The organism is Arcicella sp. GW458-12-2-14-TSB2 (genome assembly GCF_059423785.1).
In genome coordinates, this window is sequence record NZ_JBWKYN010000085.1 from 1 (window position 1) to 24,442 (window position 24,442).

Sequence of the window (24,442 nt, forward strand, 5' to 3'; positions counted from 1 at the left end):
CTGTGGCACACAGAACACAAAGGACTACTTAAACGGTTTTCTGTGTGCCACAGACCACGAATTGAGAAATTCTTATCTCTTATCTTGTGTCTTGCTTCTAGCGTCTTATAATCTACTCCTTCAAAATATAATCCTTTAATTTTATTTCTAAATCCTGAATAGACATATTTCTAAAGATACCACCGTGATTCACGAATGATACTTCTGCTTTTTCTTCTGATACTACAATGATGGCTGCATCCGTTTGTTCACTCATTCCAAAGGCAGCACGGTGTCTAAATCCTAAGGCTGGAGAAATTGTACCACTTTCAGAAACGGGCAACATACAACGAGCCGCAGCTAGTCTGCCACCTTTGATGATGACGGCACCATCGTGTAAAGGACTGTTTTTATGGAAAATAGTCAATAATAATCGTTTTGATACTTCCGCATCCAATACATCGCCCGACTCGATAAATTTTTTCAAATCATCTTCTTTTTCTATCACAATCAAAGCTCCTGTATAATTCGTTGCCATTACTTTTACCGCATCGAGTATCGACTGTAAAGTAGTGAAATTCTCTTTAGATACTTTCGGTGTATAAAATCTTTTTAGTAAAGGATTTTCGCGAAATGAGGTAGAACGACCAAGCATCATCAAAAAGCGTCGGATTTCTTGTTGGAAAATAATCAATAGTGCCAACACACCCATATTCATAAACTGTCCTAAGATAGAAGACAGGAACTCCATTCCTAGTGCTTTAGACACCAAGTAAACACCATAAATAAGAATATAACCAAAGAAAATTTTGTTAGCAATACTTCCCTGAATCAGTTTATAAATCTGATACAGCATATATGCTACCAATAAAATATCTAAAAAATCAATCCAATCAATCGTTAAAAAGCCTATGCGCATAAGATAATTTTTTGTTTTAAAAAGAGGTTGTAAATGTCATGCTATATGGTGCTGACGATATTTAATAAACTAAAACTAGCATAATATAACATTATATTACTGATAATCAAACAGATAAATATGCCACATTATCTTTATCGAATAAATAATTATCATTTCATGCCCAACATGTGAGCACCATCGATACAAATTTCGGCATATTCTGCCTTTTTGGATGGCTCGCAAACACCCGGAAAATCGCCCTTACAGCCCAACATATCCGTCATTACTTGAAAGTGTAAATGAGGAGGCCAGTCGCCATTAATCGGGAAATCTCCAAAAAGGGCTATTTGTTCACCCTCTTCAATATTTTTCCCTTCATACAAACCTTCAAGACATTCTTCATTCAAATGTCCGTACAAAGTATAAAAAGTTTTCCCTTCTAATTGATGTTCAAGAATGATGGTCGGGCCGTAATCTCCAAAACCTTTATTGTTTTGAAAGCTATGTACTTTACCGATTAGTGGAGCAAATACTGGTGTTCCTGCTGGAGCCCAAATGTCAATACCCAAATGAATAGAACGTCCTTCACCACTTTGCTGGAAATGTTCGCTTCTACGATAAATATAACGATTTTCGAGGTAACCACCAACGGCACATACGGCCTTTGCTTCCTTAATTTTTTCAGTAACGTACTCATTAAATAAAGCCGTATCAGACAAATTTAATTCCTCTAAATCAGCATTATTTTTTGTTAAATCAATTTCATAGATGGTATCCCTCTGAAAATCAAAAGGTACTACTGGATGAAATGTATATTTTTTTATGGTTGCTAACATAAGGATAGAGATAATTTGTATACTGAGTTTAGAGATTCACTTCAACATAAAATAAAAACACTTCCACAAAAACTGTCGGTTTTTTCAACCTAAATTTCTTGTAAAAGTGTGTTGTGAATAAAAATCTATAAAAATATCAAATTTCTAATTTCTTCAAATTTACACTTTTTTAAGCAAAAACAGGTCATTTTTTTATTAAATTGGTCAAAAAGTTTATTTTTTTTACAGTTTTTTGATAAAAATGGCATTTTTACCAAAAATGACAAATTGATACGTTGAGGTATTTTGTAAAGAAACCTTTCTTCTTTGCTATTCAAAATATCGCTATAAAATCTGCCACTTTTTTACTAACTTGATATTTCAAAAAACCAATGTGTCATCAATGCAACTAATCCTTCACTCGTTTAATCTAAAACTCCGCCATACTTTTACTATCACCCACGAATCTAGGGATGTACAACCAACGCTCATCGTCGAACTTCGCGATGGCGAATTCAGTGGTTTTGGCGAGGCTACCGAAACGCCTTATTATGGTGTTACGATGGCTAAAATGTCGGCACAATTAGAAGGCGTTCGTTCAATCATTGAAAACTACGATTTACAAAGTCCCGAGCAATTCTGGGATGATTTATATCCTCATCTAAAAGATGAACACCCTTTTGCACTATGTGCCTTAGATATTGCTGCTAACGACCTTTGGGCTAAGAAAAAAGGACAACCTTTGTATAAACTGTGGGGATTAGATACGGCTAAAAACCCTATTACAGATTATACCATCGGAATTGATACCATTGAGAAAATGGTAGAGAAAATGCAAGAAGTACCTTTTCCGTTGTATAAAATAAAATTAGGAACTGAAGAGGACATCAAAATTATTCAAGAACTAAGAAAACATACTGATGCTGTTTTTAGGGTAGATGCCAACACTGCGTGGACAGTAGAAGAAACCATCAAAAACTCGTTTGCCCTCAAAGAATTAGGCGTAGAATTTATAGAACAGCCCATGAAAGCAGACAACTGGGAAGGCATGAAGAAGGTATTTGCTGAATCTGCTTTGCCCATCATTGCCGACGAAAGTTGTATTGTGGAAGAAGACGTTGCTCGTTGCTTTGGGTTCTTTCATGGTGTAAATGTGAAACTGATGAAGTGCGGAGGCTTGACGCCTGCCCGTAGAATGATTGCGCAGGCACATCAACTAGGCTTGAAAGTAATGGTCGGTTGTATGACAGAATCAAATGTAGGCTGTTCGGCTATTGCCCAATTATTGCCTTTATTAGATTATGTAGATATGGACGGCATTTTGTTGGTAGATGACCAAATCTCAACAGGTGTTACTATCGACTACGGAAAAGTAATTTACGCCCAAGAAAACGGAACTGGAGCGAATTTGGTTTAATAAGCTGTGAGATTTGAGCTGTGAGCAATAAGATTTGCGCGATGAGCAGTAAGATTTGAGTGATGAGATTTTCAACTACAGATTAAAATAAGCTTTACCACTCACTTAACATCTTCTAAATTGCTCCCTGCTCAAATCTCATGGCTCATCGCTTACAGCTCAAAGCTACAAACATGAAATACCTTACTAATAAAATTCCCAGCAATACTTTAATAAGTGACGAGCAACGCTACCTTTGGTTTAGCGGTACTTCGTATTTGGGTATTCCCCACCATCCTGTTTTTAAAGAGAATTTTATTAAAGCAGTTGACCAATATGGTACATCTTGGGGTAGTTCTAGGAATAATACTGTTCAATTAAGTATTTATGACAAGGCAGAAAAAGTATTGGCAGATTTTGCAAAAATGCCTTCAGCACTAACCGTTTCGTCGGGTATGTGGGCAGGGCAATTAGTCGTTAATTTCTTAAAAAGTAAAGACAATGCTTTCTTTTTCGCTCCCAAAACTCATCCAGCCTTATGGAATGATTTTACGCAATCTTCAACTGATACCTATCAAGTTTGGGCTAAGACTATTGCAGAAACCATCAAAAATTCTGAGGCAAAAAACATCGTTATTTGTAGCGATACTGTAGGTTCTCCTTATGTTGAGTATTTTGATTTTGAATGGATTAAATCACTTCCAATTGATAAAAACATTACTGTTGTGATAGATGCTTCACATAGTTTTGGGATAGATTTACCTGAAATTCATTCAGACAATATTCGTTTAGTGATTACCTCCTCGCTCAATAAAGCGATGGGTATGACAGGAGGAGTGATTTTTTCTGATAATGATTTTATAGAACAAATCAGGTATTTCCCAATGTTTTCTGGAGCGTCGCCCATGATGCCCGCTTTGTTAGAAGCCTTTGTTACCTCTATTGAGATTTTTGATGAACAACGTGAAAAGCTATTAGATAACATTGACTACTTCAATCATTTAGTTAAGCCAGACCTTGGGATAGATTCCATCAACAATTACCCAGCTTATTGCACGCATCAGGTAGGTTTGCATGAATACCTAAAACAACATAGTATCATGACGGCTTGTTTTCCATATCCAACAGCTAATGATTTACCCGTTACCAGATTAGTAATAAGCGCCTTGCATACCAAAGAGAATTTGGAGAGATTAGCTAGGGTACTGAATAGCTGGCGGTAATGATTGATTTTTATACATGTTAATTGCAACATACTAAACTAACCATCAACTAATAAGCTAATGAAAAAACGATACAAATCTTTAAGCGTACAGCTTTTAACTATTCTTTTACTTGTGATTTCATCTTCTATTCAAGCACAGCAACTCAACACTGAATTGCTTCCGAAATTATTAGCCACCAAGCCAGAGCAATTTAAGGAGATTATTGACAATGCGGATAAATACCGCATTCAGATTCTTTATACGCAGATTGAAAGAGACAAAAAGAACCGTCCGACTTTCACTAGTTATGGTTTCAGAATCAATAACACGGAATACTTTTATCCAGCCAGTACAGTAAAGTTCCCTGCTAGTGTAATGGCTTTAGAGAAAATTAACAAGCTAAATATCAAAGGGCTTACTAAAGAAACACCCATGTTTACAGGAGCGGAATACGAACGCCATACGCCTGTTACAAAAGATTCTACTGCTGAAAATGGTTTGCCTTCGGTAGCACATTATATTAAAAAGATATTGATGGTTTCCGACAATGATGCTTTCAACCGTCTATATGAATTCATGGGGCAAGAAGCTTTTAATGAAACGCTTCGTCAAAAAGGTTATCAGGACACCCGTATTTACCACCGTTTACAAGTAGGTATGAACCGCGAGCAAAACCGTAGAACGAACCCTATTAAGTTTATGAATGGAGAGAAAGTACTTTATGAACAACCAATGGTAATTTCTGAAAAAAACTATGTTTCGCCTACGCCCATCACGATAGGTAAAGGTTATATGCGAGGTGACTCATTGGTAAAAGAGCCTTTTGCTTTTACTGATAAAAACTTTTTCCCATTATTAGAACAACAAGCTATACTAAAATCTGTACTTTTTCCCGAGGCTGTTTCTGTTAAACAACGTTTTCAATTGACTGATGCTGACTATAAATTCCTATATCAATATATGTCGCAAATGCCTACTGAAAGTACTTATCCGAAATACGAAGCCCCTGATTTTTACCCAGCCTATTGTAAATTTTTGATGTATGGAGGTAGCAAAGACGCAGTGATAAATCCAAATATGCGAATCTTCAATAAAGTAGGCGATGCTTATGGCTTTTTGTTGGACAATGCTTACATTGTAGATTTTTCAACAGGCGTAGAATTTATGCTAACAACGGTATTGCTATGTAACAATGATGAAGTTTTCAACGACGACCACTACGATTACGATACGGTAGGATTCCCATTCATGAAAAATTTAGGACAATTGATTTACAACTATGAACTAAGCCGACCACGTAAATTCAAAGCAGACTTAAGTAAGTTTAAGATGAGTTATGATAAGTAAAAAATACTACCTTTGCCCTACACTAATTATTATCAATACATGTTCACATTTTCTCAAACTTTCTATGAAAAAACTTATTCTTACCACTATTTTTCTTTTATCGTTTATTACCCTTATTCAAGCCCAAATAACATTAACACCTACATTTTATAATGTTTGTAGACGTGCAACCGTTGAACTACCTTTTATTTCCACTAGCAATTTTGAGCCCGATAATGCTTTTAAAGTTCAAATTAAAGAATCGTATTCAAATACTTGGACTGATCTTGTTAGCACTGGCAATAGTAGTCCGTTAAAATTTACAGTTCAAGACTCCTATCCAGTTAATCAATATAGTACTTATTATATTAGAATTATTTCATCAAAACCGCAAATAATTAGCAATGAGTATCCAATTCCCAGAATACTATCAGCTCCTACTATTAATTTAGTCGGTATTTTAGATCCTATTGTTAATCCGAATACTCGAGCAGACTTATTAGTAAATGGTTATGGAACATTTCCAATTAAAGTGGTTTTAGACGATAGTTCAAGCGTTAATATTAGCAATTTTGACTATGGTAGAGATTTTCCAGTATATCCAACTACCTCCAAAGAATACAAGATTGCCTATGCGGAAAATGTTTGTGGAAGAGGTACTGTAAGCGGTAGTACAAAAGTGACTGTTAATGAAATTGGTTTATTACCAGAATTTTATTTCACTGAAAAATTGTGTATTGGAAGCACATTAAAACTACCCTATTCGGCTAATGGCAAATTTAACAAAGACAATAAGTTTAAAATTATTTTAAAAGAGGTTTCGCAAGAAATGAAGGAATATGAGCTAGATGCAGTAGACAAAGATGGTTTTTTAGAAACAACAATTCCTTCCAATATTCACACGGGTATTGGATATATAGCTAGAATTTCAAGTAGTAGTCCAAAAGCCCTCTCTCCTTTTACAAATGAAGATTCATCTCCAACTAAATTAATTATTATCAGCGAGTCTCCTTCTGCAGAGATATCTTCTTATTATCCTACTGTCAGCTTTGATGATTATACTAGTCTAGGTATTGCATTAAAAGGATTTGGTCCATGGAGTATTACATTAAGTAATGGGATGTTTTTTCAAGATTTATCCCCATATTCTTTTAATTATTCCATTAATACCCCCTCTTTTAAACTTGAAAAAACTATAGACATCAAAATAGTATCTGCTTTCAGTGCCTGTGGTGTGGCTACAATTAATCCAAAATCAGTCACTATTACAGTCCCTAATAGTAATCAGCTTAAGATTGACCCACTTAAAGAAAATATTAACCTGTGTTTGGGAGAATCTTTTGAGGCTACTTATTCAACTTTCGGGAATTGGGGTAATGAAAAAGAGCTTTCTGCATTCTTAGCAGCAGGCCAACAATTGTTCTACAATAAAATTATTGTTCCAGCTACTTTTAAGGATGGAAAAATCAGAGTTACCATTCCTAATGATTTTTTCACGAAGACTTCCAGTGGTAATCTATATTTAGGAATCATTTACAAAAATGGGGCAATTGCATATAGCCCTTTTACAGTTACAGTAAATAGTATTAATCGCACAGTATTTTATAATGAAAGTGATATCATTACTATCCCAAGTAGTGGTGAAGCTAACTTACCTATATTTATTAGAGGCATAGGAGCAACAACAGTCATTCTGGATGATTCTACTTCACAAACTTTTTATCCTACTAATATAGAGGGAACAAAGTTTTCTTTTCGTGTAAAAGCACTAGAAACAACTACTTACAAAATAGCATCTTATAGCAATTTATGTGGCAAAGTTTCTTCAACTGAAGATCGCTGGGTAACAATCAAAGTAACAACTCCCCCAAAGAGTGCTATTTTATTAAATGCATTTCCCCAAAAAATATGTGTCGGGACAAGTGCTAACGTTTTTTTCAAAACGATTGGAAGCTTCAATAGTGATAACGATTTCAAAATAGAACTGAGTTCAAATAATGGAAAAACTATAATTTTAGGAACGGCAAAATCATCTCCAATTAAGATTAAAATTCCAGAAAATTTATTAGTTGATGGTTTAACTCCTTACTATATAAAAGTAGTATCAACAAACCCATCTTTAAGTAGCGAACAATCTAGAATTTACATTAACAAAATACCTTCTGCTAAACTATCCACCTCAGCAAATATCAGCGAAGGGATATTAAGCAATAAGCAAATATTATTCAATATAGTAAATTATGAAGGTTTAAGGGAATCCAATCTTTTAACTTTTTCAGATGGTTCTACTTATTATGGAAACGAAGATATATATAAGTCTTTTTCGGAAAGTAAGACGTTTTCTTTAGTTTCTATCAAAAATGAATGTGGCATAAATACCAATCCACAAAACGATTTTGTCGTCAATGTTACTCCTTTTATCATTAGACTTCCTGATGAAGGTTGGACAATATCGGAATGTGCAGATAAGTTAATTTCTTTCCCATACATAATAGTTGGAAACATGAAAATTGGAACAACCTTTACATTGCAAATTGCATCAAAAAAAGATTCAATTTTTAGAGATGTTGTTGTCAATACGTCTGATAATCCAATAAAATTTAAATTTCCTTTTAGTTTAGAAGAAGGCTTTTATTTTATAAGATTAACAAGTAATACTATTCCAAAAACTAATTCAACTTGGCAATTATTTAGGTTATACGCACCACCTATTGTTGAATTATCGACTAAAGATGGTTTAAACATGATTACAGTTAATGGAGAAGAATCTGCAGATTTAATTTACAAACTAAAAAAAGGTTCTTCTGGAAACTTTACTACTACTGATAATTATAACCAAACTTATATAAATTCTTTTTTTGATGCTTTTGATAAAAACGACATAATTCAAAAAGTTTATCCAACCAAATCAACCACATATACCTTAAAGTCAACAATAGGTGTAGCTTGTGGTTATGGCAGTATTTCTGGAAGTGTAAAAATAACGGTTAGACCTTCTGTGAAACTGAATAGTTTGGATAATTACACTATTTGTCCAGAAAAAGATATTCTTCTTAACTATTCTACTTTCGGTGAATTTGCTGATGATAATATTTTTAAATTTTCATTAGTAGATGACAAGAATAACAAAACAGAAATTGGTCAAACTAGTAAGATACAAGGAACATTGAAGTTAAAAATGCCTAAGACCTTTTCATCTTCCACTTATAAAATGGAAGTTAGTTCTACTAACCCTGTAACATCAAAAGAGTTGGTTTCTTTGCTAGGTGTATCGAATCTGCCTGACGTTACCCTTTCGGGAAACACTTCCATTAATCAAGGACAAATAACCTATATAAATATTATTAATAATGTAGGTATAACTAATTATAACACGAACTTAAAATTTACACTTTCAGATAATATCGAGAGGACTATTAATACTGGCAATACAAAGTATCCAATCTTAGTAAATCCCACCCAAACAACCACTTATACATTAAAGTCGGTATCAAATATATGTGGTATTGGCAAAATATCTGGGAGTGCGACAGTAATAGTAAATCCATATTCTGATAAAAACATTACTACAAGCCTTCAAAATAATGCACGTTATTTATGTTTAGGTACTACGCAAGAATTGTTATTTACTTATCAAGGAAACTTTACTGCTAATAATAAATTCTCCGTTCAAATTTCAGATAAAAATGGAGATAACTATAAAAGTATAGCTTCTGAAGGCAATAGTTCTCCTCTGAAATTTAAAGTCCCAGAAGACTTACCAACTGGTGATAATTATAGAGTACGAGTAGTAGCTTCAGATGTTAATGTCAGTAGTGCATCTAATATTTACCCATTGACAGTAAATACTATTTCAACGGCTGAGTTGGATTCAACAACTTACCTTTTTAGAGAAGGTAAACCTATAAACCTGAAAATTAACCTAACAGGTACACCTCCATGGTTTGTAAAATTTGGTTCTGACGAATTATTAACAGCTTATTCTCAGGCGATTTATTCATCTCCTTATATAAGAACAATTACTCCGATGATGCCCACCTCCTACAAAATCTTTGCTATAAGTGACGCCTATTGCTCAGGCAAAGTGTTAGGAACGGGAATTGCTAGGATAGAGCTTGTCACTGCCAATGAAGACCCTAGAGATTTGAATATAACGCTGTTTCCTAATCCAACATCTGACTTTATTAAGATTAGAAGTGACTATTTTAAAAATACAAAATTGAAGATTATTGATGCGCTAGGAAAAGATATGCTAGAACAAGATTTGGTTAAATCCGAAACTGTTTTGGATATCAGTAGTTTTAGCAGTGGCTTGTATCTTTTACAGTTCAACAGAGATAATAAAAGGGTAGTTTATAAAATCCAAAAACTTTAATTTTATTAGTACTAAACTCCTTTCAAGTGTTAAATTTGGAAGGAGTTCTTTTTTAGGGCTTTCTTAATTAGAAATACTTATGCATTTCATTCAATAATACTGCTTTAATCATCAACGCCATGAAAAAATACTTCCTTTTATTCATATTCATCAGTTTTGCAACTATTGCCAAACCGATAAAACCATATAAAAAACCTTTTATAAAACATATTGCTGATTCTTCTGTCACGCAAATTATCGATAGCTTTACTCAGCGGTTTGCACCTGACAAACGCACAGCTATCTTTCAAATTGATGCTTATCGAAAAGACAACCAATTGATTGTAACAGGTAAAACCAACCTGATTGAAGCCAAAAATGCTTTGGTTAATCAGCTGAAAGCTCATAATACTGTTGTGGATGAAATAAAAATCTTGCCTGAGGCTGAGTTGGAAGACAAAATTTATGGCTTGGTTGAAGTTTCTGTTTGTAATATTCGCTATTCGCCTCGCCATAGTGGCGAGTTGGCATCACAAGCTTTGATGGGAACACCTGTGAAAATTTTAGAAAGAGAAGACAACGGTTGGCTACTTATTCAAACGCCTGACAAATACATTGCTTGGGTAGATAGAGGAGCCATTACTGCCATCAATAAAGGTCAATTAACACGTTGGGAGACAAGTAGTAAAATTATATACACTCGTTCGTATGGTGTTGCCTATTCTGAACCCAATGTCAATTCAGAGACTGTTTCTGATTTAGTGGCTGGCTGTATCCTGGAAATACAGGCTGAAAAAGACGATTTCTTTCAAGTAATCTTTGCGGATAATAGAAAAGGATTTGTGGCTAAAAACGAAGCAAGTATTTATAATAAATGGCTTTCAGGACTAAATATTACTGGGGAGAGTCTTGATAAAACATCAAAACGATTAATGGGTGTACCGTATTTATGGGGTGGTACTTCATTCAAAGGTGTTGACTGTAGTGGTTTTACAAAAACGGTTTATTTTTTGAATGGCATTATGCTTCCTCGTGATGCTTCGCAACAAGTAATGGTGGGTGAAACCGTTGATAAATCAGGGAATTGGGCAGACTTGAAAACTGGAGATTTATTATTCTTTGGCGAAAAGCGTGAAGACGGTTCTGAAAGAGTAGTACACGTAGCCATGTGGCTAGGAAATGGTGAATTTATCCATGCCTCTGATAAAGTAACTATCAGCAGTATGATTGCTACTGCACCAAATTTTGATGCTTATAACTTTAAAAGATACCTGCGTGCTAAACGTATTTTAAAAACGGGGATGGTTGGTGTCAGTGCTTTAAAGAGCGATAAGGTGTATTAATAAACAAAGCAGAATGTATTTTTAATTTTGGGGATAAATTTAAAACCTATTAATTACCCACATCTTTGTAAATACTTGCTTTCAGCTCTTATCACTAGCGAGGGACTTAAGTCCCTCGCTAGTGATAGATAAGAGTTGGATAAAATTACGAGCCAAAAATACCCTTAATCTTACCCCATAGTCCTTTAGATGCCTCTTTTGCTTCTTCTATCTTTTCAGCAGCCACTACTTTAGCTTCTTCAAGGCTTTCTGCTACGTCCTCTTTCAAATCGGTTAGCTCTTCAATAGCGTCTTCTTTCAAGGCTTTTGCTTTAGCAGCAACATCAACGCTTTTTAGCTCTTCTATTTTTTCTGCTACAGTTTCTTTTACCGAAGCTAGTTTTTCTGAAGTATCTTCTTTTAGTTCTGCTATTTTCTCAGCAGCAGCAGTTTTGGCTTCTTCAAATTTTTCAGTTGCCTCGGCTTTTACTTCATCAAACTTCGCAGTAGCTTCTGTTTTCAGCTCTTCTGCTTTGGCTGAAAAATCGGTATTTTTTAGTTCCTCGATTTTTTCAACAACCGCTTCTTTTACGGCCTCTATTTTATCTTTGGCTTCTTCTTTCAATTCTTCCACTTTGGCAGCAAAATCACTGCTTTCCACTTCCTCAACTTTCTCGGCAACAGTTTCTTTTACTTCTTCAAGTGTTTCTGTAGCTTCGACTTTCAATTCGGCAGTTTTACTAGTTACATCTTCTTCAATATCTTCAATTTTTTCAGTAGTTCCTTCAACAACTTCAGCCTTTATTTCTTCCACTTTTTCTGGAATTTCGGCCGCTTTTTCTTCAATTGTCTCAGTAGCTTCTGTAGCTAAGCTTTCTACCTTCTCAACTATTTCAGCTTTGTCTTTTGCTAATTCTTCTTTAGCTTGTTGTTCTTCTTTTTTCATAATTAATGTTTGATGTTTATTTATAACAAATATGAAAAAAATTAAGCAAACTCACTAATAATCAATACAATAAGTTGTTGCATTTAAAGAGAATAAGTTAACAAAATCAAGAGATTAAGTAATCGCAATATATCAATGATGTTAAAAGTCCGCAAACTACAAAGGAACATTGTAATCCATAAAAAATTTCATTAATTACAACACTCCCTTATAAAAAGCAAACCTTTTATTTCTAGCGAGGGGCTTAAGTTCCTCGCTAGAAATAAAAGGTTAAAGTTTAATCGCACTACTGAGCAGAAGGGAAGCTTTTAAACACCTCCTTTTTTATCACTTTTAAATGCAAAAACCAATATTCCTATCGCAAAAAGCACTACTGGAACGCTTAACCATTGACCCATGTTAAATTCCATTTGGTTTTCAAAAGCTACTTGGTTCTCTTTTAGAAACTCATAGAAGAATCTAAGGATGAAGACATATAGCAAGAAAATGGCTGTCATAAAACCATTGGTTGTTTTTTCTTTTTTCCTTGACCAAAACCACATTAATATTCCAAATAACACCAAACAAGATAGACATTCATATAATTGAGAGGGGTGACGAGGCACTACTTCGAAATAATCATGACCAAGCGATGGGTCATTAAAGAATTTAAAAGCCCAAGGCACATCCGTTTGCTTCCCTACAATTTCCGAATTCATTAAATTACCAAAACGAATTAATGCTCCGCCTAAAGCTGCCGTTGGAACTACTCTGTCAGTAACGTATAAATAAGGAGTATTCCGTTTTTTTGAATACAAATAAAAGGCAATTAACATCCCGATTACCGCACCATGTGAAGCCAATCCTGCATATGGTGGCGTAATCATACTAGTGAAAAAATGAACTGGGTCTTTTAATAATAATGGATATTCATAAAAGAAATAATGCCCCATTCTAGCACCAATTACTGTGGCAATCATTGCATAAAGCAACAGTTCATCGGCTTCTTCTACTGGTCTGCCTTCTTTTTTAAAGATGTAACTCAATACTTGGTAGCCTGCTAAAAAAGCCATTGCAAACATTAGTCCGTACCAACGAATTGGGAAGCCGAAAACCTCAAAAATTTCTGGTGAAGTATGCCAGTCAATGTATGTTAATAACATTTGAATATGTTGATTTTAAAATAAAATTATTTTCAAAAATACTGCTTTTATCCCTAAAGCCTTTCTTTTGTTTTATTAAAATGCTATAAACTAATTTACCTTTCGTTTATAGTGCTAAGAAAGCTTCTAAGCCTCCTTCAAGATTTCTCATGTGTTGAAAGCCTTTTTTGGCTAATATTTTTCTGGCTATTTCACTTTGCAAGCCTGAATAACAAACAATAATAATTTCTTTGTCCTTCAAATGCACTATGCTCTCTACAGAAAGCAATAATTCATCTAAAGGAATTTGTATACCTCCAACATCAAAATCTTCAATTTCATAGGGTGTTCGGATGTCTAAAATAGTAAGATTTGCCAAACGCTCTTTAAATTCCGTAGCCGTAATACTGGATGAATTCATGTTAAATAAAAGTGGTCTGCCTTCCGACAGACCACCCGAAATATGCTTTTAATCGGAACAAAAGATTAGTCTAATTGATTCCAAGCTAAAATACCCCCTAATACATTTCTAACATTGGTATAACCATTGGCTGTTAAAAATGCTTTTGCTTGACCTGAACGAGCACCTGAACGACAATGAACAATTATTTCTTCGTTTTTCCAAGCTTCAATCTCATCCAAACGGTCAGGTAATTCGTTCAAAGGAATCAATTTAGCGCCTAAATTTTGCTCATCGTATTCATATTCATTTCTTACATCAAGAAAATTGAATGTTTCGCCTTTGTCAATTTTTTCTTTAAGTTCTTCTACCGTAATATCCATTATATTGGGATTTTATTTATTGTTAATTTTAATGACTTATCCATATTTTTCTGACAAATGTATTACGTTCATTTGAAAGTCGCAAAAGATACATTCCAGAATTTAGATGTTGTAAACTAATCGATTGACTATCAACATTTTCCTGTAAAATACTTCTCCCAAAAAGATCTAAGATTTCAACATTTTTTAAAGAAGAGTCGTTCCAATGAATCACATCAGGACTAGGATTAGGCGAAACCACCAAGTTTTTATCTTGAATTTCTTGTTCGTTTCCTAACACAACATCCAAAGGTTTCCCTCCCATCACAGGACGAATCATCATGCTTCCTCTGATGGCTTTATAAATACTTGTATCGGCATTAGCTACGTTCGTCCAAGCGTTACTGATACTGAAAAAGTGTTTGTTGGTAAACTGTGCTGAGTTTTTATCTAAGCCTACAATAATGGGTTCATCATCTGTTAATTGAAGGTAACCAACATAAAAAGTATCCGTAACCGCCACAGGGTCAATAGCGTATTCTATAAATCCATTCTGAATATCTGAGTACTGTACTTTTGTATAAAGCCCTCTCAGGATTTGCCCTGGCTTACCTTTGTCATTGCCCATTACTTGCAATGTAATAGCATTCCCAGCAATACTAGTGAGCGACGGTTGAAGGTTAATACGAATAGCCTTTACGACGTCAGCTTTATTGTTGACAAACTGTACGGCTACTCGACCAAAGCCTTTTTTCAGATAAGCTCCTGCTTCGGCTGTACCATCATCATAAGCATAATAATTATCCAGTGCTACAGTCGTTGAAATGGTGTCGTTTTGGGTAAGAATGCTATTTCTAAAAGAGATATTACTAGCATCTTGTGTGCCCAAAAAGAATTTCATATTCAAATATGCCTTATCGCCAGAAACTTTACTGGTAAAATTATTTTTGAATTTGAATACTTTTGAAGCTCCCGCAGTCAAGGCATCTCGTCCTACTCTTTGGTCTTTTTGTAAGGTATCACTGCCTGCATTTAAATTGAGGTTTCGTACAGAATAATAGATATTTACGTCATTGTTATTGCTATACAAATTGTTCACCTTTACACCTGTAGAGTCATTAATTTCAGCGGCTGGCGAGGGCTTTCCAGCCAAAAACTGAACCATTGGCATAGCCCTATATCGTTTCAAGACTGGCTCGATATTATCACTACAGGCAATGTCTTTTAGATAAGAAACCCTTTCAAATTTATTGGTCTGATTATTCAGAATATTTCCCAAAATATACCCATTGATAGAATTATCGCTTTTCTTAGCCAAGCATACGTAATCTAAATGCCAAACATCAAACTGTCCCGATTTTCGACCAAAACTTTGAAAACGGAATTGAAAATTACCATGAAAATACAAGCTAGCACGAATGGGTAATATGACCTGACTAAAATTGGCAGGTAGGTTTACGCCTTTCTGTACCCAAACAGTATTCCATGTGTTGCCATTTGTCAAGAATTGTAATGTTAAAGAATCTGACAAATCTGGTTGTTCGCCTAGTCCTTTACCTTGCCAAAAGAAACTGAAATACAGGGAATCTGAGGGGCTATTTACAGACAAATTGATGGGTAATGATGTGAGCGTATCGGTAGCTCCCTGAGTAAGTTGATTCGTAAAATCATAGGGAAAACCATTCGCTTGAAGTCCATCAAAAGTAGCAACATTTACCGTTGGCTGATTGACCGCTAAGGTATTATTCACAAAAACGCCTCCGCCTGTTTGCCAAAGTGAGGGTATAGCTTGTCCATTTTTTGCAGTCGAAAAATCATCAAAAAATGGAAGAGTTAAAGCCGTAATTCTAGCCCGACTTTGAGGGAAATCTTCTACTACGTGTTTGACTGGAACCGTAAAAAACTGAGCATTTGAAACTTGATGAGTAAGCAATAAGAGTAGAAAAATAAAGAAGTGTTGCGTGAAACCACACAACACTATATTTTTTGATTGATTTAAATCAGAAGATATTTTTTTCATGAAATAGTTTAAAAGTAAAATATCAATTCGGTGGATTACCAGCTACCCAAAGGTCTACCATGTCTCCAGAATGCACTTTGTTACCATTTTCGCATTCAGGATTTTGTTTGATAATCGTTCCTGCTGGTTCTGTAGAGGTTGGGTCATAAATAACAGTACCAATCTGTAAACCAGAGCCTTTGATAACAATCTGAGCTTCGTCATACAATTGTCCTACCACACATGGCACATCCATTTCTACTGAATTGGTTCCATTGCCTACTACCAGTGTAACTTTAGAGCCTTTTGCAATTAACGAACCAGCATCGATTTTCGTACCTTCGAACTTCACTTCTAATACTTCATTTTGGCGACTATCGTTCTGATATTCTAAATCAGGCTTTAACAAACCCGATACCAATAACTGTTGTTCGGCACTTCTAACAGACATCTCTGTAAGCTTGGGCAGCTTAATCATGGGTGCTGTTTCAGTATTAATGGTCAAATAAATTTTTCGTCCTTGTTTCACTTTTGAGTTTTCCAAAGGATATTGCGAAAGTACAGTTAGAGGTTTTACGCCAGCCGTAAAAGTACTGTCAGTTACTTCAAAATCAAGATTTCTTTCATCCAAAAGGTTTTCTGCCTCCTCCATCGTCAACCCTTTTAAATTAGGAACAGTAATAGCATCGCCGTGATTGGTGCTCCAAGGCAAATACACGAAGAAAAAACCAAAAAATAGAACCATTAATAACAAGGTTATGATGGCAGCATGGATATAAACGTCTTTTTTTGAATTGGTGGAAATTTTCATCATTGTTTTTTAGGGAAATATTAACGTCTATCTGTTAGCATTATTTAGTTTACAATATGTTTAAACAAATATTGGGCTTGATTATAAATAATAAAACCTATTCTCATTAGCTTACTTTTCTTGTCTTGAAACAAGAAAAGTAACCGCGCGGCGGACCGCAAAAGAAATTCAAGAAATTCCGAATCGCATCGGCGAACCGACTCGCTTCGCTCAAACAGCGGAATTTCGAAAAGGTTTACACACTAAAATTATAAACCACTCAATTCCAGATACTTTTATTATTTAAACATACTCTTGATTAGATAATAAATCTACTTTTTTAAATATTTGAGATATTTACCAACTGATAAAGGATATTTATGTTGCAATTTACAAGATATTCATTTGAGAAGAATAGATTTCGTAATATTTTAACATATTGCATGATATTTAAGCATTCACGATTTTATGATGGAAAACAATATTATTTTATTAACCGATAGTTACAAAGTAAGTCATTACAAACAATATCCCGAAGGCACCACACAAATTTATAGCTACTTTGAAAGTCGTGGGGGTAAATTTGAGGAAATTACTTTTTTCGGTTTACAATATTTATTAAAAGAATATTTAGCAGGACAAGTTGTTACTCAACATAAAATAGACCGTGCTGCCAAATTGTACGAAGCGCATTTTGGCAATGCTTCTTTATTCAACAAAGCGGGTTGGGAATATATTTTGCACAATCATGGTGGACGCTTACCCATCAGGATAAAAGCTGTACCCGAAGGAAAGGTTATCCCGACCCACAACGTAATGATGACGGTAGAAAACACAGACCCAAATTGCTTTTGGTTAACTAATTTCTTAGAAACGCTTTTGCTTCAATTATGGTATCCAAGCACCGTAGCTACCATCAGCAGAGAAGTAAAAAAAGTAATAAGTCATTATCTTGAAGAAACAGGCGACCCTACTACGATTGATTTTAAATTACATGATTTTGGTTTTAGAGGCGTAAGCAGTGTAGATAGTGCAAGTATCGGCGGAGCAGCCCATTTGATAAATTTTATGGGAACTGATACTGTTGCAGCATTGACTTTTATCCAAGCTTATTATGGCAACGAAGACGATATGTTTGGATTTAGTATTCCAGCGGCAGAGCACAGCACTATTACGAGTTGGGGAAAAGAACATGAAGTAGATGCCTATCGAAACATGTTAGCACAATATCCAGAAGGCTTGGTGGCGGTAGTAAGCGATAGTTATGACATCTATCATGCCTGTGAAAAATTATGGGGAGAAGTGCTAAAAGATGAAATTCTAGCTAGAAAAGGCACCTTAGTAGTTCGTCCTGATAGTGGTGAACCAAAAGAGATAGTACTGAAAGTAGCGGAGATTTTAGGGGAGAAGATTGGTTTTACCCTTAATTCAAAGGGATATAAAGTACTGCATCCAAATATCAGAATAATACAGGGTGATGGTGTAAATTATGAAAGTATTGGAGAGATTTTGGCACATTTAAAAAATCATGGTTGGAGTGCCGACAATGTGGCTTTTGGAATGGGAGGAGCTTTACTACAAAAGGTAAATCGTGATACCCAAAAATTTGCTTTTAAGTGTAGCGCCGCTACGATTAATGGAACAGAACAAGAGGTTTTTAAAGACCCTATCACCGACCACGGTAAATTAAGCAAAAAAGGCAGATTGAAATTAGTTTTTGAAAACGGTACTTACCACACAAAAAAACAAGAAGAAAGCGGTGAGGATATTTTGGAAACAGTCTTTGAAAATGGTGAGGTTCTGAAAGAAATTAGTTTTGCGGAGGTGAAGGGGAATAGTAATTAGTCGCATCTCCAAACCCTATCGTCCATCGTTCCAACATGACGAAGCGAGCGAGTTTTCATTCTTATTTCTAGCGAGGGACTTAAGTCCCTCGCTAGAAATGCAAGATCAATATATGGAGATTAGCCCCAATTTACAAGCTCTTTATCTTTTCTAAACTCAAAGCTCAATCACCCCTAATCTCTCCTCCCCTTATTATTCCCTCTAAAAGGTTTCCACTCTTTGTTTTCAGGTTTTACAAAAGGTTTTTTCTTTTTGTTTTTATCTAAGCTTCCAGCATTGTTTGGAATAGATTCGTTCACTACAATTTTTCTTTCGTCTATTTCAGCACCATTCAATGATTCAATCGCTAATTGAGCCTCAGCATCGTTTGGCATTTGCACAAACGCAAAACCTTTGTTCTGACGCGTAATTTTATCAATCACAATTTTAGCAGAAGTTACTTCGCCATATACTTCAAAAATCTCTTTCAGTCTTGCATCCTTCCACTTGAAAGGAATACTTCCTACATAAATATCCATTGTTTATTATTTTATTTCACTACAAAGGTAAGCAATATACCATACTATGGATACTATTTAGATGATTCGTTTGCTAGCTTTTTAATTGTGTGAACGAAAAATGTTTATTCTCTTAGTGATTACCATATCGTTTTTCACCTGCTAAAATTGCCACCTTCAATTTATTGTCTGGTGTTGGCAACGGACAAGTAGCGTAAGGCGTAAATGCACATGGCGGGTTATAAGCTTTATTGAAATCTATATAGGTGAATCCGTCAGCATCTGGCTTAGGCACTTCCAGAAATCTACCTCCGCCGTAGCTGTCATGTTGGTTGGTTAAGTCGCCAAAGACCAAACTCAAATCATTGCCCGAACTAGTGGCATCTAATGAATACTCTTTACCATCTACAGTAAATACTAATTTGCCTGGTGAATCTTGTTCATAGGTACGTCCCGTAATATCTGTAATCTTCAACTTTTTGCCTTGAGTAGGCACAAATTTAGCTTTTATACGCCAGTTTTCACTGATTGGGAAGGTATTAATCCCTTTAAATTCTTTCAAAATCGGACTTTCTAAGTCGCGCAAACGAATAGCATATTGTTCACCTCTTTTGATAACAAACCAACGCAGAGACTTGTGTTTAAGCACTACAGGTCTGCCTTCGTATCTGCCTTCGTATGGAAACAAGATTGTTTGATTTACGGGTTGTTCTCCATTATAAACCGAAGTATTATTATAAGCTTCAAAGGTTACTTTACCGTCTTTCAAAATAATTTTGCCCAAATTAGCATCGCTATGGTCTGATGGAAAAACTATTTTGTTTTTAGCATCACCACCAATGGTATTTTCACCTTCCTCAAGCCAAATTAAGCCTGCCAGATTTAGCCAACCATTCTCACTTTTCAAGCCTTCAATGCGTTTTTGTTGCCAGCTTTTTATTTCACTTTCATAAGGAGAGTCAAGCCTAAAGGCAGAAATGAGTACTGATAATAATATCACGGATAGGATTATACTATTTTTTTTCATGGAATTTAGATTGATTGATAAAGGTTCTAAGTAATAAACACTATATAATCTACCTTTTAAATAGATTTAATATCAAAATTAATAGAAAAATTGTAAAACGCAATTGCTTACTGCTGTATCCTACTAAAAATCACACGGTTCGTAAATATTCTACCGAAATGTTATCTATCTTTTCTAATTTCCCTAGAATCTGGTTGGCCAATGATTTTCTGAAATCAATTTCTATTGTACACTGGTTATCAAAGACTTGATTCTTGATTTTCAAATCAAAATCCTTGACCACCTTCATCACATCATTCATTTGGATATATTCAAATTGCACTTGGTAGACTTCATTAACTGTCTTCTCAACCACATCTGCTAACGAAAGGGCTTCTTCTGTAGCTGATTTATAAGCATTGATTAACCCCGGAACACCCAATAATGTTCCGCCCCAATAGCGGACTACTACTACCAGAATATTGGTAATATCTTTGGATAAAAGCACATTCAATATCGGGCGACCAGCCGAACCCGAAGGCTCGCCATCATCGTTTACCCTGAAATTGGTTTTATCTAATCCCAAGCGAAAGGCATAGCAAAAATGCACCGCTTTGAAATGCTCTTTACGGAGTGGTTCTATCAAAGCTTTTACTTCCGATTCTTGTTCTATATGATAGGCAAAAGCAAAAAACTTACTGCCCTTATCTTTAAAAAGCCCTTCTGCGGGACTTTCTATTGTTTTGTATGTATCTTCCAATTAATTTGAAAATTTGGTGATTTGAAGATTTGAAAATGATTAAACTTCTTGATTTGAGAATTTGAAGATTTGAAAATGATTCAAGCTTTTGATTTGATGATTGAAATTCAAAACTGACTATTCTAATATTTTCAAATTTCCAAATCTTCAAATTTTCAAATTAGCCAGTTTTCAAATTAAAACATCTATTCCCTTATCTTGATAAACTTTAATATCTTCAATATTCGCATTCGTAATCAATACATCTACCAAAGTAATCGGAGCGAACGTTAAGTACTTATCCTTTCCCAGTTTTGAAGCATCACAGAGAAAATATTTCTTGGCTGAAGCATTTGCCATCGCTAAAGTAATGCTGGCCTCATCTTCTCCAAAGGCACTTAGTCCGTTTTCTGGTGAGATGCCATCAACACCCAAAAAGGCTTTATCAACTTTATAGCGAGCGATATGTTCTTCAGCAATTCTACCATGCACCGCTTGGCGTTCTTGGTCGATTTCTCCTCCAATCAGGTTGATTGATACTTGACTATTCATCAATTCATAAACCACAGGCAATGAATTAGTAATGACTTTAATCCGCTTGTTTTTGATAAATTGACACATCCTGAAAACAGTACTGCCACAGTCCATCAAAATAATATCACCCTCTTGAATCTGCTGTGCGGCTAGCTGGCAAATCTTATCTTTTTCCTTGGCATTTACTGCTGTTTTGTTGGCAAACGTAAAAGGCATTTGTGCCAAAGCAAGCTTCATTGCCCCGCCATGAGTACGAAACAACAGACCGTCGGTAGCCATTTGTTGCAAATCTCTACGGATAGTAATCTCTGAAATATCTAAAGCTTGGGCAAAATCTTTTACCTCCGCTTCTCCCCTTTCTTCTAAAATTTTTAGAATTATCTGCTTTCTATTTTGAAAACTCATAAAAACATGATTAATTTGTTCAAAAATAATCAATAATTATCAAATATAATCATAAAATGATTCCAAGCATCAAAATTAAGAAAACCGAGGTACTTTCAGACAATTGGTACACATTACGCAAAATAACTTTTGACATCGAGCAAAAAGATGGCTCATGGGTAACACAATCAAGAGAAGCATACGACCGTGGCAATGGGGCGGTGATTTTATTATACAACATAGCCAACAAAACGGTGATATTGACCGAGCAATTCAGGATGCCGACCTATCATAACGGAAACCCGACAGGTATGTTGATTGAAGCTTGTGCGGGTTTGTTGGACGAAGACAATGCGGAAGATTGTATCAAACGAGAAACCGAAGAAGAAACAGGTTTTAGGATTACTGAGGTAAAGAAGATTTATGAAGCATATATGTCGCCCGGTTCGGTGACGGAGATACTTTATTTCTTTATTGCCGAATACGACAAAAGTCAGCAAGTAAGCGAAGGTGGCGGTGTAGAGGGCGAACACGAAAACATTGAAGTATTAGAATTGCCTTTTGAAAAAGCCTTTGCCATGATAGCAACTGGCGAAATAAAAGACGCCAAAACAATCATGCTTTTACAATATATCAGACTAAACAATATACTATAATGCCAAATAACCAACCAATGATGATATTAGTAGCGGGACCATATCGCTCAGGTACGAATGACGCCCCAGCTTTGATAGCAGCCAACGTAAAAGCCATGACCGACACCGCCTTGGAATTGTACCGAATGGGACATATTCCAGTATTAGGTGAATGGTTTGCCCTACCCTTAATTGAAGCAGCAGGTTCAAAAGAAGTGGGCGACGCTATATTCAATGAAATCTTTCATCCAGTTGCTATCAAACTAATTAGCCATTGTGATGCAGTATTAAGAATTGGCGGAGCATCTACGGGTGCAGACGAAATGGTGAATGTTGGAGTGGCGAAGGGGAAAATGGTGTTTTATGATGTGCGGGAGATTGGCTTGGTTGAATAAACTAAAATTGTGTTATACCAAGAAATTTTACCGTATAATAAGTTTCGTGGAATTATTGGGGTGAATGTTTTTGATTAGGTTGGGGAATTGGTAGATTGGGGATTAAATAGATTTTATCTATAGCAAAGCTTCAAAAAATAATTGATTATATCAATAATACAGTATAACATTCAAATATTGTAGAGTCTAACATAATTTTTTGAATACCTATATAAATAATCTAAACAGATAATTTACCACTCTTAATGATTAACAAGTTTACCATGAAAAAAATAACAATTAAAGACATCATTAAATTCAGAAACAAATCTGACAAAAATAAAAAGAATTTTGTATCCAATTTAAAACTTGACCCAAAAAAAACAACCCAGAAAGTGGTGGAGATTATTGGATTAGTTGCTTAACTGCAATCAGCAATAGCTATAAATTAGATAACTTACAATTCATAATCAACAAAAGAGATGAGTTAGATACAAAAAATGAAGAAACGGACTATAAAAGAACCAAATTAATGTATCAAAGAAACCTTGACATTCTATCTAACTTTGAAGATTTTGATTTTAAGAAATGGAGACCTACAGAGAGTTTGAAATTTATAAAAAAACATAAGGATAATTCTATTTTGATGATTAAAGGTTTGCCAATACAAGTATCCCCTCACCATATTTTCACATTTCAGAAGAATGATATTCAAGAAATGGGAGCCATTTGGTTTATTGCTAAATTGAATGGATTTACAAAAAATGAATTGGGAATGTTCGCAGATATTTTATTTCAAAACTTAAAAACTAATTTTTCGAATAAATATAATATAAGCTCTAAATATTGTATAGCAGTAGACGTATTTAATAATTTTGATGTAAATTATTCCCAATTAGAAACGGGTGAAATTTCACCAATTTTGAATCTAACGTTAGATGAAATAAAAAAATTAATGTAGCAAAAGTAAATAAAACTTAAATACGTTTAAAGAGAAGAGCTTGGTTAAATTTTCTCTATTTGCACCTATATCCTAAACTAAGACTCATTTGCAATTAATCTTTTAAAGTTAAAATTTACTACAAAACTATAAACAAGTATAATTCTATATGATTTGTCCACAAACAGAATTTCAAGACACACTTATTCAAAATCTACATCAAAATGTTATAGATATTCCTACACAACAAATCAATGAAATTTACACAAATTTCAGAACATCCTTTAATGAGAATGCTGATAATAAAGTTACAGAAAAACACTTTGTTTTAAACCGTTCCTTGATTTCTTCAAAACAGAACATTGCTGATGATGCTTGTCTGTTAGGAATAGATTTCCCCTCATGGTTTAGTAAATCCCAAAATCCAAAACTAAAAATTATGGTTATGGGTATTGACCCTCTTCGAAATGAAAGCAATTTTAAAGACCTAAATGCAGACCTTAACAACAATGTAATTATTGGAACTCCTTATGCACTCCATATACCTAAAGCACGCATTAGTGGAACAAAAC

The 24,442-nt window shown here is 34.8% G+C and carries 23 protein-coding genes; 11 read left to right on the forward strand and 12 right to left on the reverse strand.

Going from position 1 to position 24,442, the window contains the following annotated elements:
- Positions 1-112 precede the first annotated feature (112 nt).
- Positions 113-898 carry a diadenylate cyclase CdaA gene (cdaA, locus tag AC07XN_RS13370; RefSeq protein ID WP_309923125.1) on the reverse strand — a complete coding sequence of 262 codons (786 nt, stop codon included), beginning with the start codon at positions 896-898 and terminating at the stop codon, positions 113-115.
- A 152-nt stretch (positions 899-1,050) separates the two neighbouring features.
- Positions 1,051-1,716, reverse strand: coding sequence for a peptidoglycan DD-metalloendopeptidase family protein (locus AC07XN_RS13375; RefSeq protein ID WP_309923127.1), 666 nt, complete (start codon positions 1,714-1,716; stop codon positions 1,051-1,053).
- 382 nt (positions 1,717-2,098) lie between these two features.
- Here AC07XN_RS13375 and AC07XN_RS13380 point away from each other — a divergent pair, with 382 nt between their 5' ends.
- From AC07XN_RS13380 to AC07XN_RS13400, 5 genes are all read left to right on the forward strand, one after another.
- Positions 2,099-3,112, forward strand: coding sequence for a dipeptide epimerase (locus AC07XN_RS13380; protein WP_494743444.1), 1,014 nt, complete (start codon positions 2,099-2,101; stop codon positions 3,110-3,112).
- Positions 3,113-3,285: 173 nt separating this feature from the next.
- The gene (locus tag AC07XN_RS13385; RefSeq protein WP_494743445.1) at positions 3,286-4,314 is read left to right on the forward strand and encodes an aminotransferase class I/II-fold pyridoxal phosphate-dependent enzyme; all 1,029 of its coding nucleotides are present in this window, start codon (positions 3,286-3,288) and stop codon (positions 4,312-4,314) included.
- Between the two features lie 60 nt (positions 4,315-4,374).
- Positions 4,375-5,643, forward strand: coding sequence for a serine hydrolase (locus AC07XN_RS13390; RefSeq protein WP_494743446.1), 1,269 nt, complete (start codon positions 4,375-4,377; stop codon positions 5,641-5,643).
- A 64-nt stretch (positions 5,644-5,707) separates the two neighbouring features.
- On the forward strand, positions 5,708-9,997 hold the full coding sequence (locus AC07XN_RS13395; protein ID WP_494743447.1) for a T9SS type A sorting domain-containing protein: 4,290 nt from the start codon (positions 5,708-5,710) through the stop codon (positions 9,995-9,997).
- Positions 9,998-10,116: 119 nt separating this feature from the next.
- Positions 10,117-11,319 carry a C40 family peptidase gene (locus AC07XN_RS13400; RefSeq protein ID WP_494743448.1) on the forward strand — a complete coding sequence of 401 codons (1,203 nt, stop codon included), beginning with the start codon at positions 10,117-10,119 and terminating at the stop codon, positions 11,317-11,319.
- Between the two features lie 145 nt (positions 11,320-11,464).
- On the opposite strand, the gene AC07XN_RS13405 is transcribed toward AC07XN_RS13400, so the two are convergent.
- The 6 genes from AC07XN_RS13405 to AC07XN_RS13430 all read right to left on the reverse strand — a co-directional run bounded on the left by AC07XN_RS13405 (position 11,465) and on the right by AC07XN_RS13430 (position 16,940).
- Positions 11,465-12,244, reverse strand: a complete 780-nt coding sequence (locus AC07XN_RS13405; RefSeq protein WP_494743449.1) for a hypothetical protein — start codon at positions 12,242-12,244, stop codon at positions 11,465-11,467.
- A gap of 308 nt (positions 12,245-12,552) precedes the next feature.
- Complete coding sequence (gene lgt, locus AC07XN_RS13410) at positions 12,553-13,386, reverse strand: prolipoprotein diacylglyceryl transferase (RefSeq protein ID WP_309923143.1); 834 nt, start codon at positions 13,384-13,386, stop codon at positions 12,553-12,555.
- A gap of 106 nt (positions 13,387-13,492) precedes the next feature.
- Entirely contained in the window at positions 13,493-13,786 is a 294-nt protein-coding gene (locus AC07XN_RS13415) for a rhodanese-like domain-containing protein (protein WP_494743450.1), read from the reverse strand.
- A 65-nt stretch (positions 13,787-13,851) separates the two neighbouring features.
- Positions 13,852-14,148 (reverse strand): rhodanese-like domain-containing protein, encoded by a 297-nt coding sequence (locus tag AC07XN_RS13420; RefSeq protein ID WP_494743451.1) that lies wholly within the window; start codon positions 14,146-14,148, stop codon positions 13,852-13,854.
- 28 nt (positions 14,149-14,176) lie between these two features.
- Positions 14,177-16,147, reverse strand: a complete 1,971-nt coding sequence (locus AC07XN_RS13425) for a T9SS type A sorting domain-containing protein (RefSeq protein WP_494743452.1) — start codon at positions 16,145-16,147, stop codon at positions 14,177-14,179.
- Between the two features lie 22 nt (positions 16,148-16,169).
- The gene (locus tag AC07XN_RS13430; protein ID WP_309923152.1) at positions 16,170-16,940 is read right to left on the reverse strand and encodes a PASTA domain-containing protein; all 771 of its coding nucleotides are present in this window, start codon (positions 16,938-16,940) and stop codon (positions 16,170-16,172) included.
- Between the two features lie 444 nt (positions 16,941-17,384).
- Here AC07XN_RS13430 and AC07XN_RS13435 point away from each other — a divergent pair, with 444 nt between their 5' ends.
- Complete coding sequence (locus AC07XN_RS13435) at positions 17,385-18,761, forward strand: nicotinate phosphoribosyltransferase (RefSeq protein ID WP_494743453.1); 1,377 nt, start codon at positions 17,385-17,387, stop codon at positions 18,759-18,761.
- Positions 18,762-18,934: 173 nt separating this feature from the next.
- Here AC07XN_RS13435 and rbp read toward each other — a convergent pair whose 3' ends face one another.
- From rbp to AC07XN_RS13455, 4 genes are all read right to left on the reverse strand, one after another.
- Positions 18,935-19,279 carry an RNA-binding regulator gene (gene rbp / locus AC07XN_RS13440; RefSeq protein WP_309923156.1) on the reverse strand — a complete coding sequence of 115 codons (345 nt, stop codon included), beginning with the start codon at positions 19,277-19,279 and terminating at the stop codon, positions 18,935-18,937.
- Between the two features lie 112 nt (positions 19,280-19,391).
- Positions 19,392-20,285 carry a DUF1684 domain-containing protein gene (locus AC07XN_RS13445; protein ID WP_494743454.1) on the reverse strand — a complete coding sequence of 298 codons (894 nt, stop codon included), beginning with the start codon at positions 20,283-20,285 and terminating at the stop codon, positions 19,392-19,394.
- A gap of 130 nt (positions 20,286-20,415) precedes the next feature.
- The gene (locus AC07XN_RS13450; RefSeq protein WP_494743455.1) at positions 20,416-21,024 is read right to left on the reverse strand and encodes an IMPACT family protein; all 609 of its coding nucleotides are present in this window, start codon (positions 21,022-21,024) and stop codon (positions 20,416-20,418) included.
- A 171-nt stretch (positions 21,025-21,195) separates the two neighbouring features.
- Positions 21,196-21,942 (reverse strand): DeoR/GlpR family DNA-binding transcription regulator, encoded by a 747-nt coding sequence (locus tag AC07XN_RS13455; protein ID WP_309923162.1) that lies wholly within the window; start codon positions 21,940-21,942, stop codon positions 21,196-21,198.
- A gap of 56 nt (positions 21,943-21,998) precedes the next feature.
- Between AC07XN_RS13455 and nudK the strand changes: the two genes are divergently transcribed.
- From nudK to AC07XN_RS13480, 5 genes are all read left to right on the forward strand, one after another.
- Positions 21,999-22,577 (forward strand): GDP-mannose pyrophosphatase NudK, encoded by a 579-nt coding sequence (gene nudK, locus AC07XN_RS13460; protein ID WP_494743456.1) that lies wholly within the window; start codon positions 21,999-22,001, stop codon positions 22,575-22,577.
- Positions 22,577-22,951, forward strand: coding sequence for a DUF4406 domain-containing protein (locus tag AC07XN_RS13465; RefSeq protein WP_494743457.1), 375 nt, complete (start codon positions 22,577-22,579; stop codon positions 22,949-22,951). The genes nudK and AC07XN_RS13465 overlap by 1 nt, the downstream gene beginning before the upstream one ends.
- 263 nt (positions 22,952-23,214) lie before the next feature.
- The gene (locus AC07XN_RS13470; protein WP_494743458.1) at positions 23,215-23,355 is read left to right on the forward strand and encodes a hypothetical protein; all 141 of its coding nucleotides are present in this window, start codon (positions 23,215-23,217) and stop codon (positions 23,353-23,355) included.
- 107 nt (positions 23,356-23,462) lie between these two features.
- On the forward strand, positions 23,463-23,891 hold the full coding sequence (locus AC07XN_RS13475; RefSeq protein ID WP_494743459.1) for a hypothetical protein: 429 nt from the start codon (positions 23,463-23,465) through the stop codon (positions 23,889-23,891).
- A gap of 148 nt (positions 23,892-24,039) precedes the next feature.
- Positions 24,040-24,442 (forward strand): hypothetical protein (locus AC07XN_RS13480; RefSeq protein WP_494743460.1); only part of this gene is annotated, 403 nt, incomplete at its 3' end.

What these genes read in the sequence shown, in the direction of transcription:
- cdaA (WP_309923125.1), bottom strand. Translation starts at nt 898, where the DNA reads ATGCGCATAGGCTTTTTAACGATTGATTGGATTGATTTTTTAGATATT.
- AC07XN_RS13375 (WP_309923127.1), bottom strand. Translation starts at nt 1,716, where the DNA reads ATGTTAGCAACCATAAAAAAATATACATTTCATCCAGTAGTACCTTTT.
- AC07XN_RS13380 (WP_494743444.1), top strand. Translation starts at nt 2,099, where the DNA reads ATGCAACTAATCCTTCACTCGTTTAATCTAAAACTCCGCCATACTTTT.
- AC07XN_RS13385 (WP_494743445.1), top strand. Translation starts at nt 3,286, where the DNA reads ATGAAATACCTTACTAATAAAATTCCCAGCAATACTTTAATAAGTGAC.
- AC07XN_RS13390 (WP_494743446.1), top strand. Translation starts at nt 4,375, where the DNA reads ATGAAAAAACGATACAAATCTTTAAGCGTACAGCTTTTAACTATTCTT.
- AC07XN_RS13395 (WP_494743447.1), top strand. Translation starts at nt 5,708, where the DNA reads ATGAAAAAACTTATTCTTACCACTATTTTTCTTTTATCGTTTATTACC.
- AC07XN_RS13400 (WP_494743448.1), top strand. Translation starts at nt 10,117, where the DNA reads ATGAAAAAATACTTCCTTTTATTCATATTCATCAGTTTTGCAACTATT.
- AC07XN_RS13405 (WP_494743449.1), bottom strand. Translation starts at nt 12,244, where the DNA reads ATGAAAAAAGAAGAACAACAAGCTAAAGAAGAATTAGCAAAAGACAAA.
- lgt (WP_309923143.1), bottom strand. Translation starts at nt 13,386, where the DNA reads ATGTTATTAACATACATTGACTGGCATACTTCACCAGAAATTTTTGAG.
- AC07XN_RS13415 (WP_494743450.1), bottom strand. Translation starts at nt 13,786, where the DNA reads ATGAATTCATCCAGTATTACGGCTACGGAATTTAAAGAGCGTTTGGCA.
- AC07XN_RS13420 (WP_494743451.1), bottom strand. Translation starts at nt 14,148, where the DNA reads ATGGATATTACGGTAGAAGAACTTAAAGAAAAAATTGACAAAGGCGAA.
- AC07XN_RS13425 (WP_494743452.1), bottom strand. Translation starts at nt 16,147, where the DNA reads ATGAAAAAAATATCTTCTGATTTAAATCAATCAAAAAATATAGTGTTG.
- AC07XN_RS13430 (WP_309923152.1), bottom strand. Translation starts at nt 16,940, where the DNA reads ATGATGAAAATTTCCACCAATTCAAAAAAAGACGTTTATATCCATGCT.
- AC07XN_RS13435 (WP_494743453.1), top strand. Translation starts at nt 17,385, where the DNA reads ATGATGGAAAACAATATTATTTTATTAACCGATAGTTACAAAGTAAGT.
- rbp (WP_309923156.1), bottom strand. Translation starts at nt 19,279, where the DNA reads ATGGATATTTATGTAGGAAGTATTCCTTTCAAGTGGAAGGATGCAAGA.
- AC07XN_RS13445 (WP_494743454.1), bottom strand. Translation starts at nt 20,285, where the DNA reads ATGAAAAAAAATAGTATAATCCTATCCGTGATATTATTATCAGTACTC.
- AC07XN_RS13455 (WP_309923162.1), bottom strand. Translation starts at nt 21,942, where the DNA reads ATGAGTTTTCAAAATAGAAAGCAGATAATTCTAAAAATTTTAGAAGAA.
- nudK (WP_494743456.1), top strand. Translation starts at nt 21,999, where the DNA reads ATGATTCCAAGCATCAAAATTAAGAAAACCGAGGTACTTTCAGACAAT.
- AC07XN_RS13465 (WP_494743457.1), top strand. Translation starts at nt 22,577, where the DNA reads ATGCCAAATAACCAACCAATGATGATATTAGTAGCGGGACCATATCGC.
- AC07XN_RS13470 (WP_494743458.1), top strand. Translation starts at nt 23,215, where the DNA reads ATGAAAAAAATAACAATTAAAGACATCATTAAATTCAGAAACAAATCT.
- AC07XN_RS13475 (WP_494743459.1), top strand. Translation starts at nt 23,463, where the DNA reads ATGTATCAAAGAAACCTTGACATTCTATCTAACTTTGAAGATTTTGAT.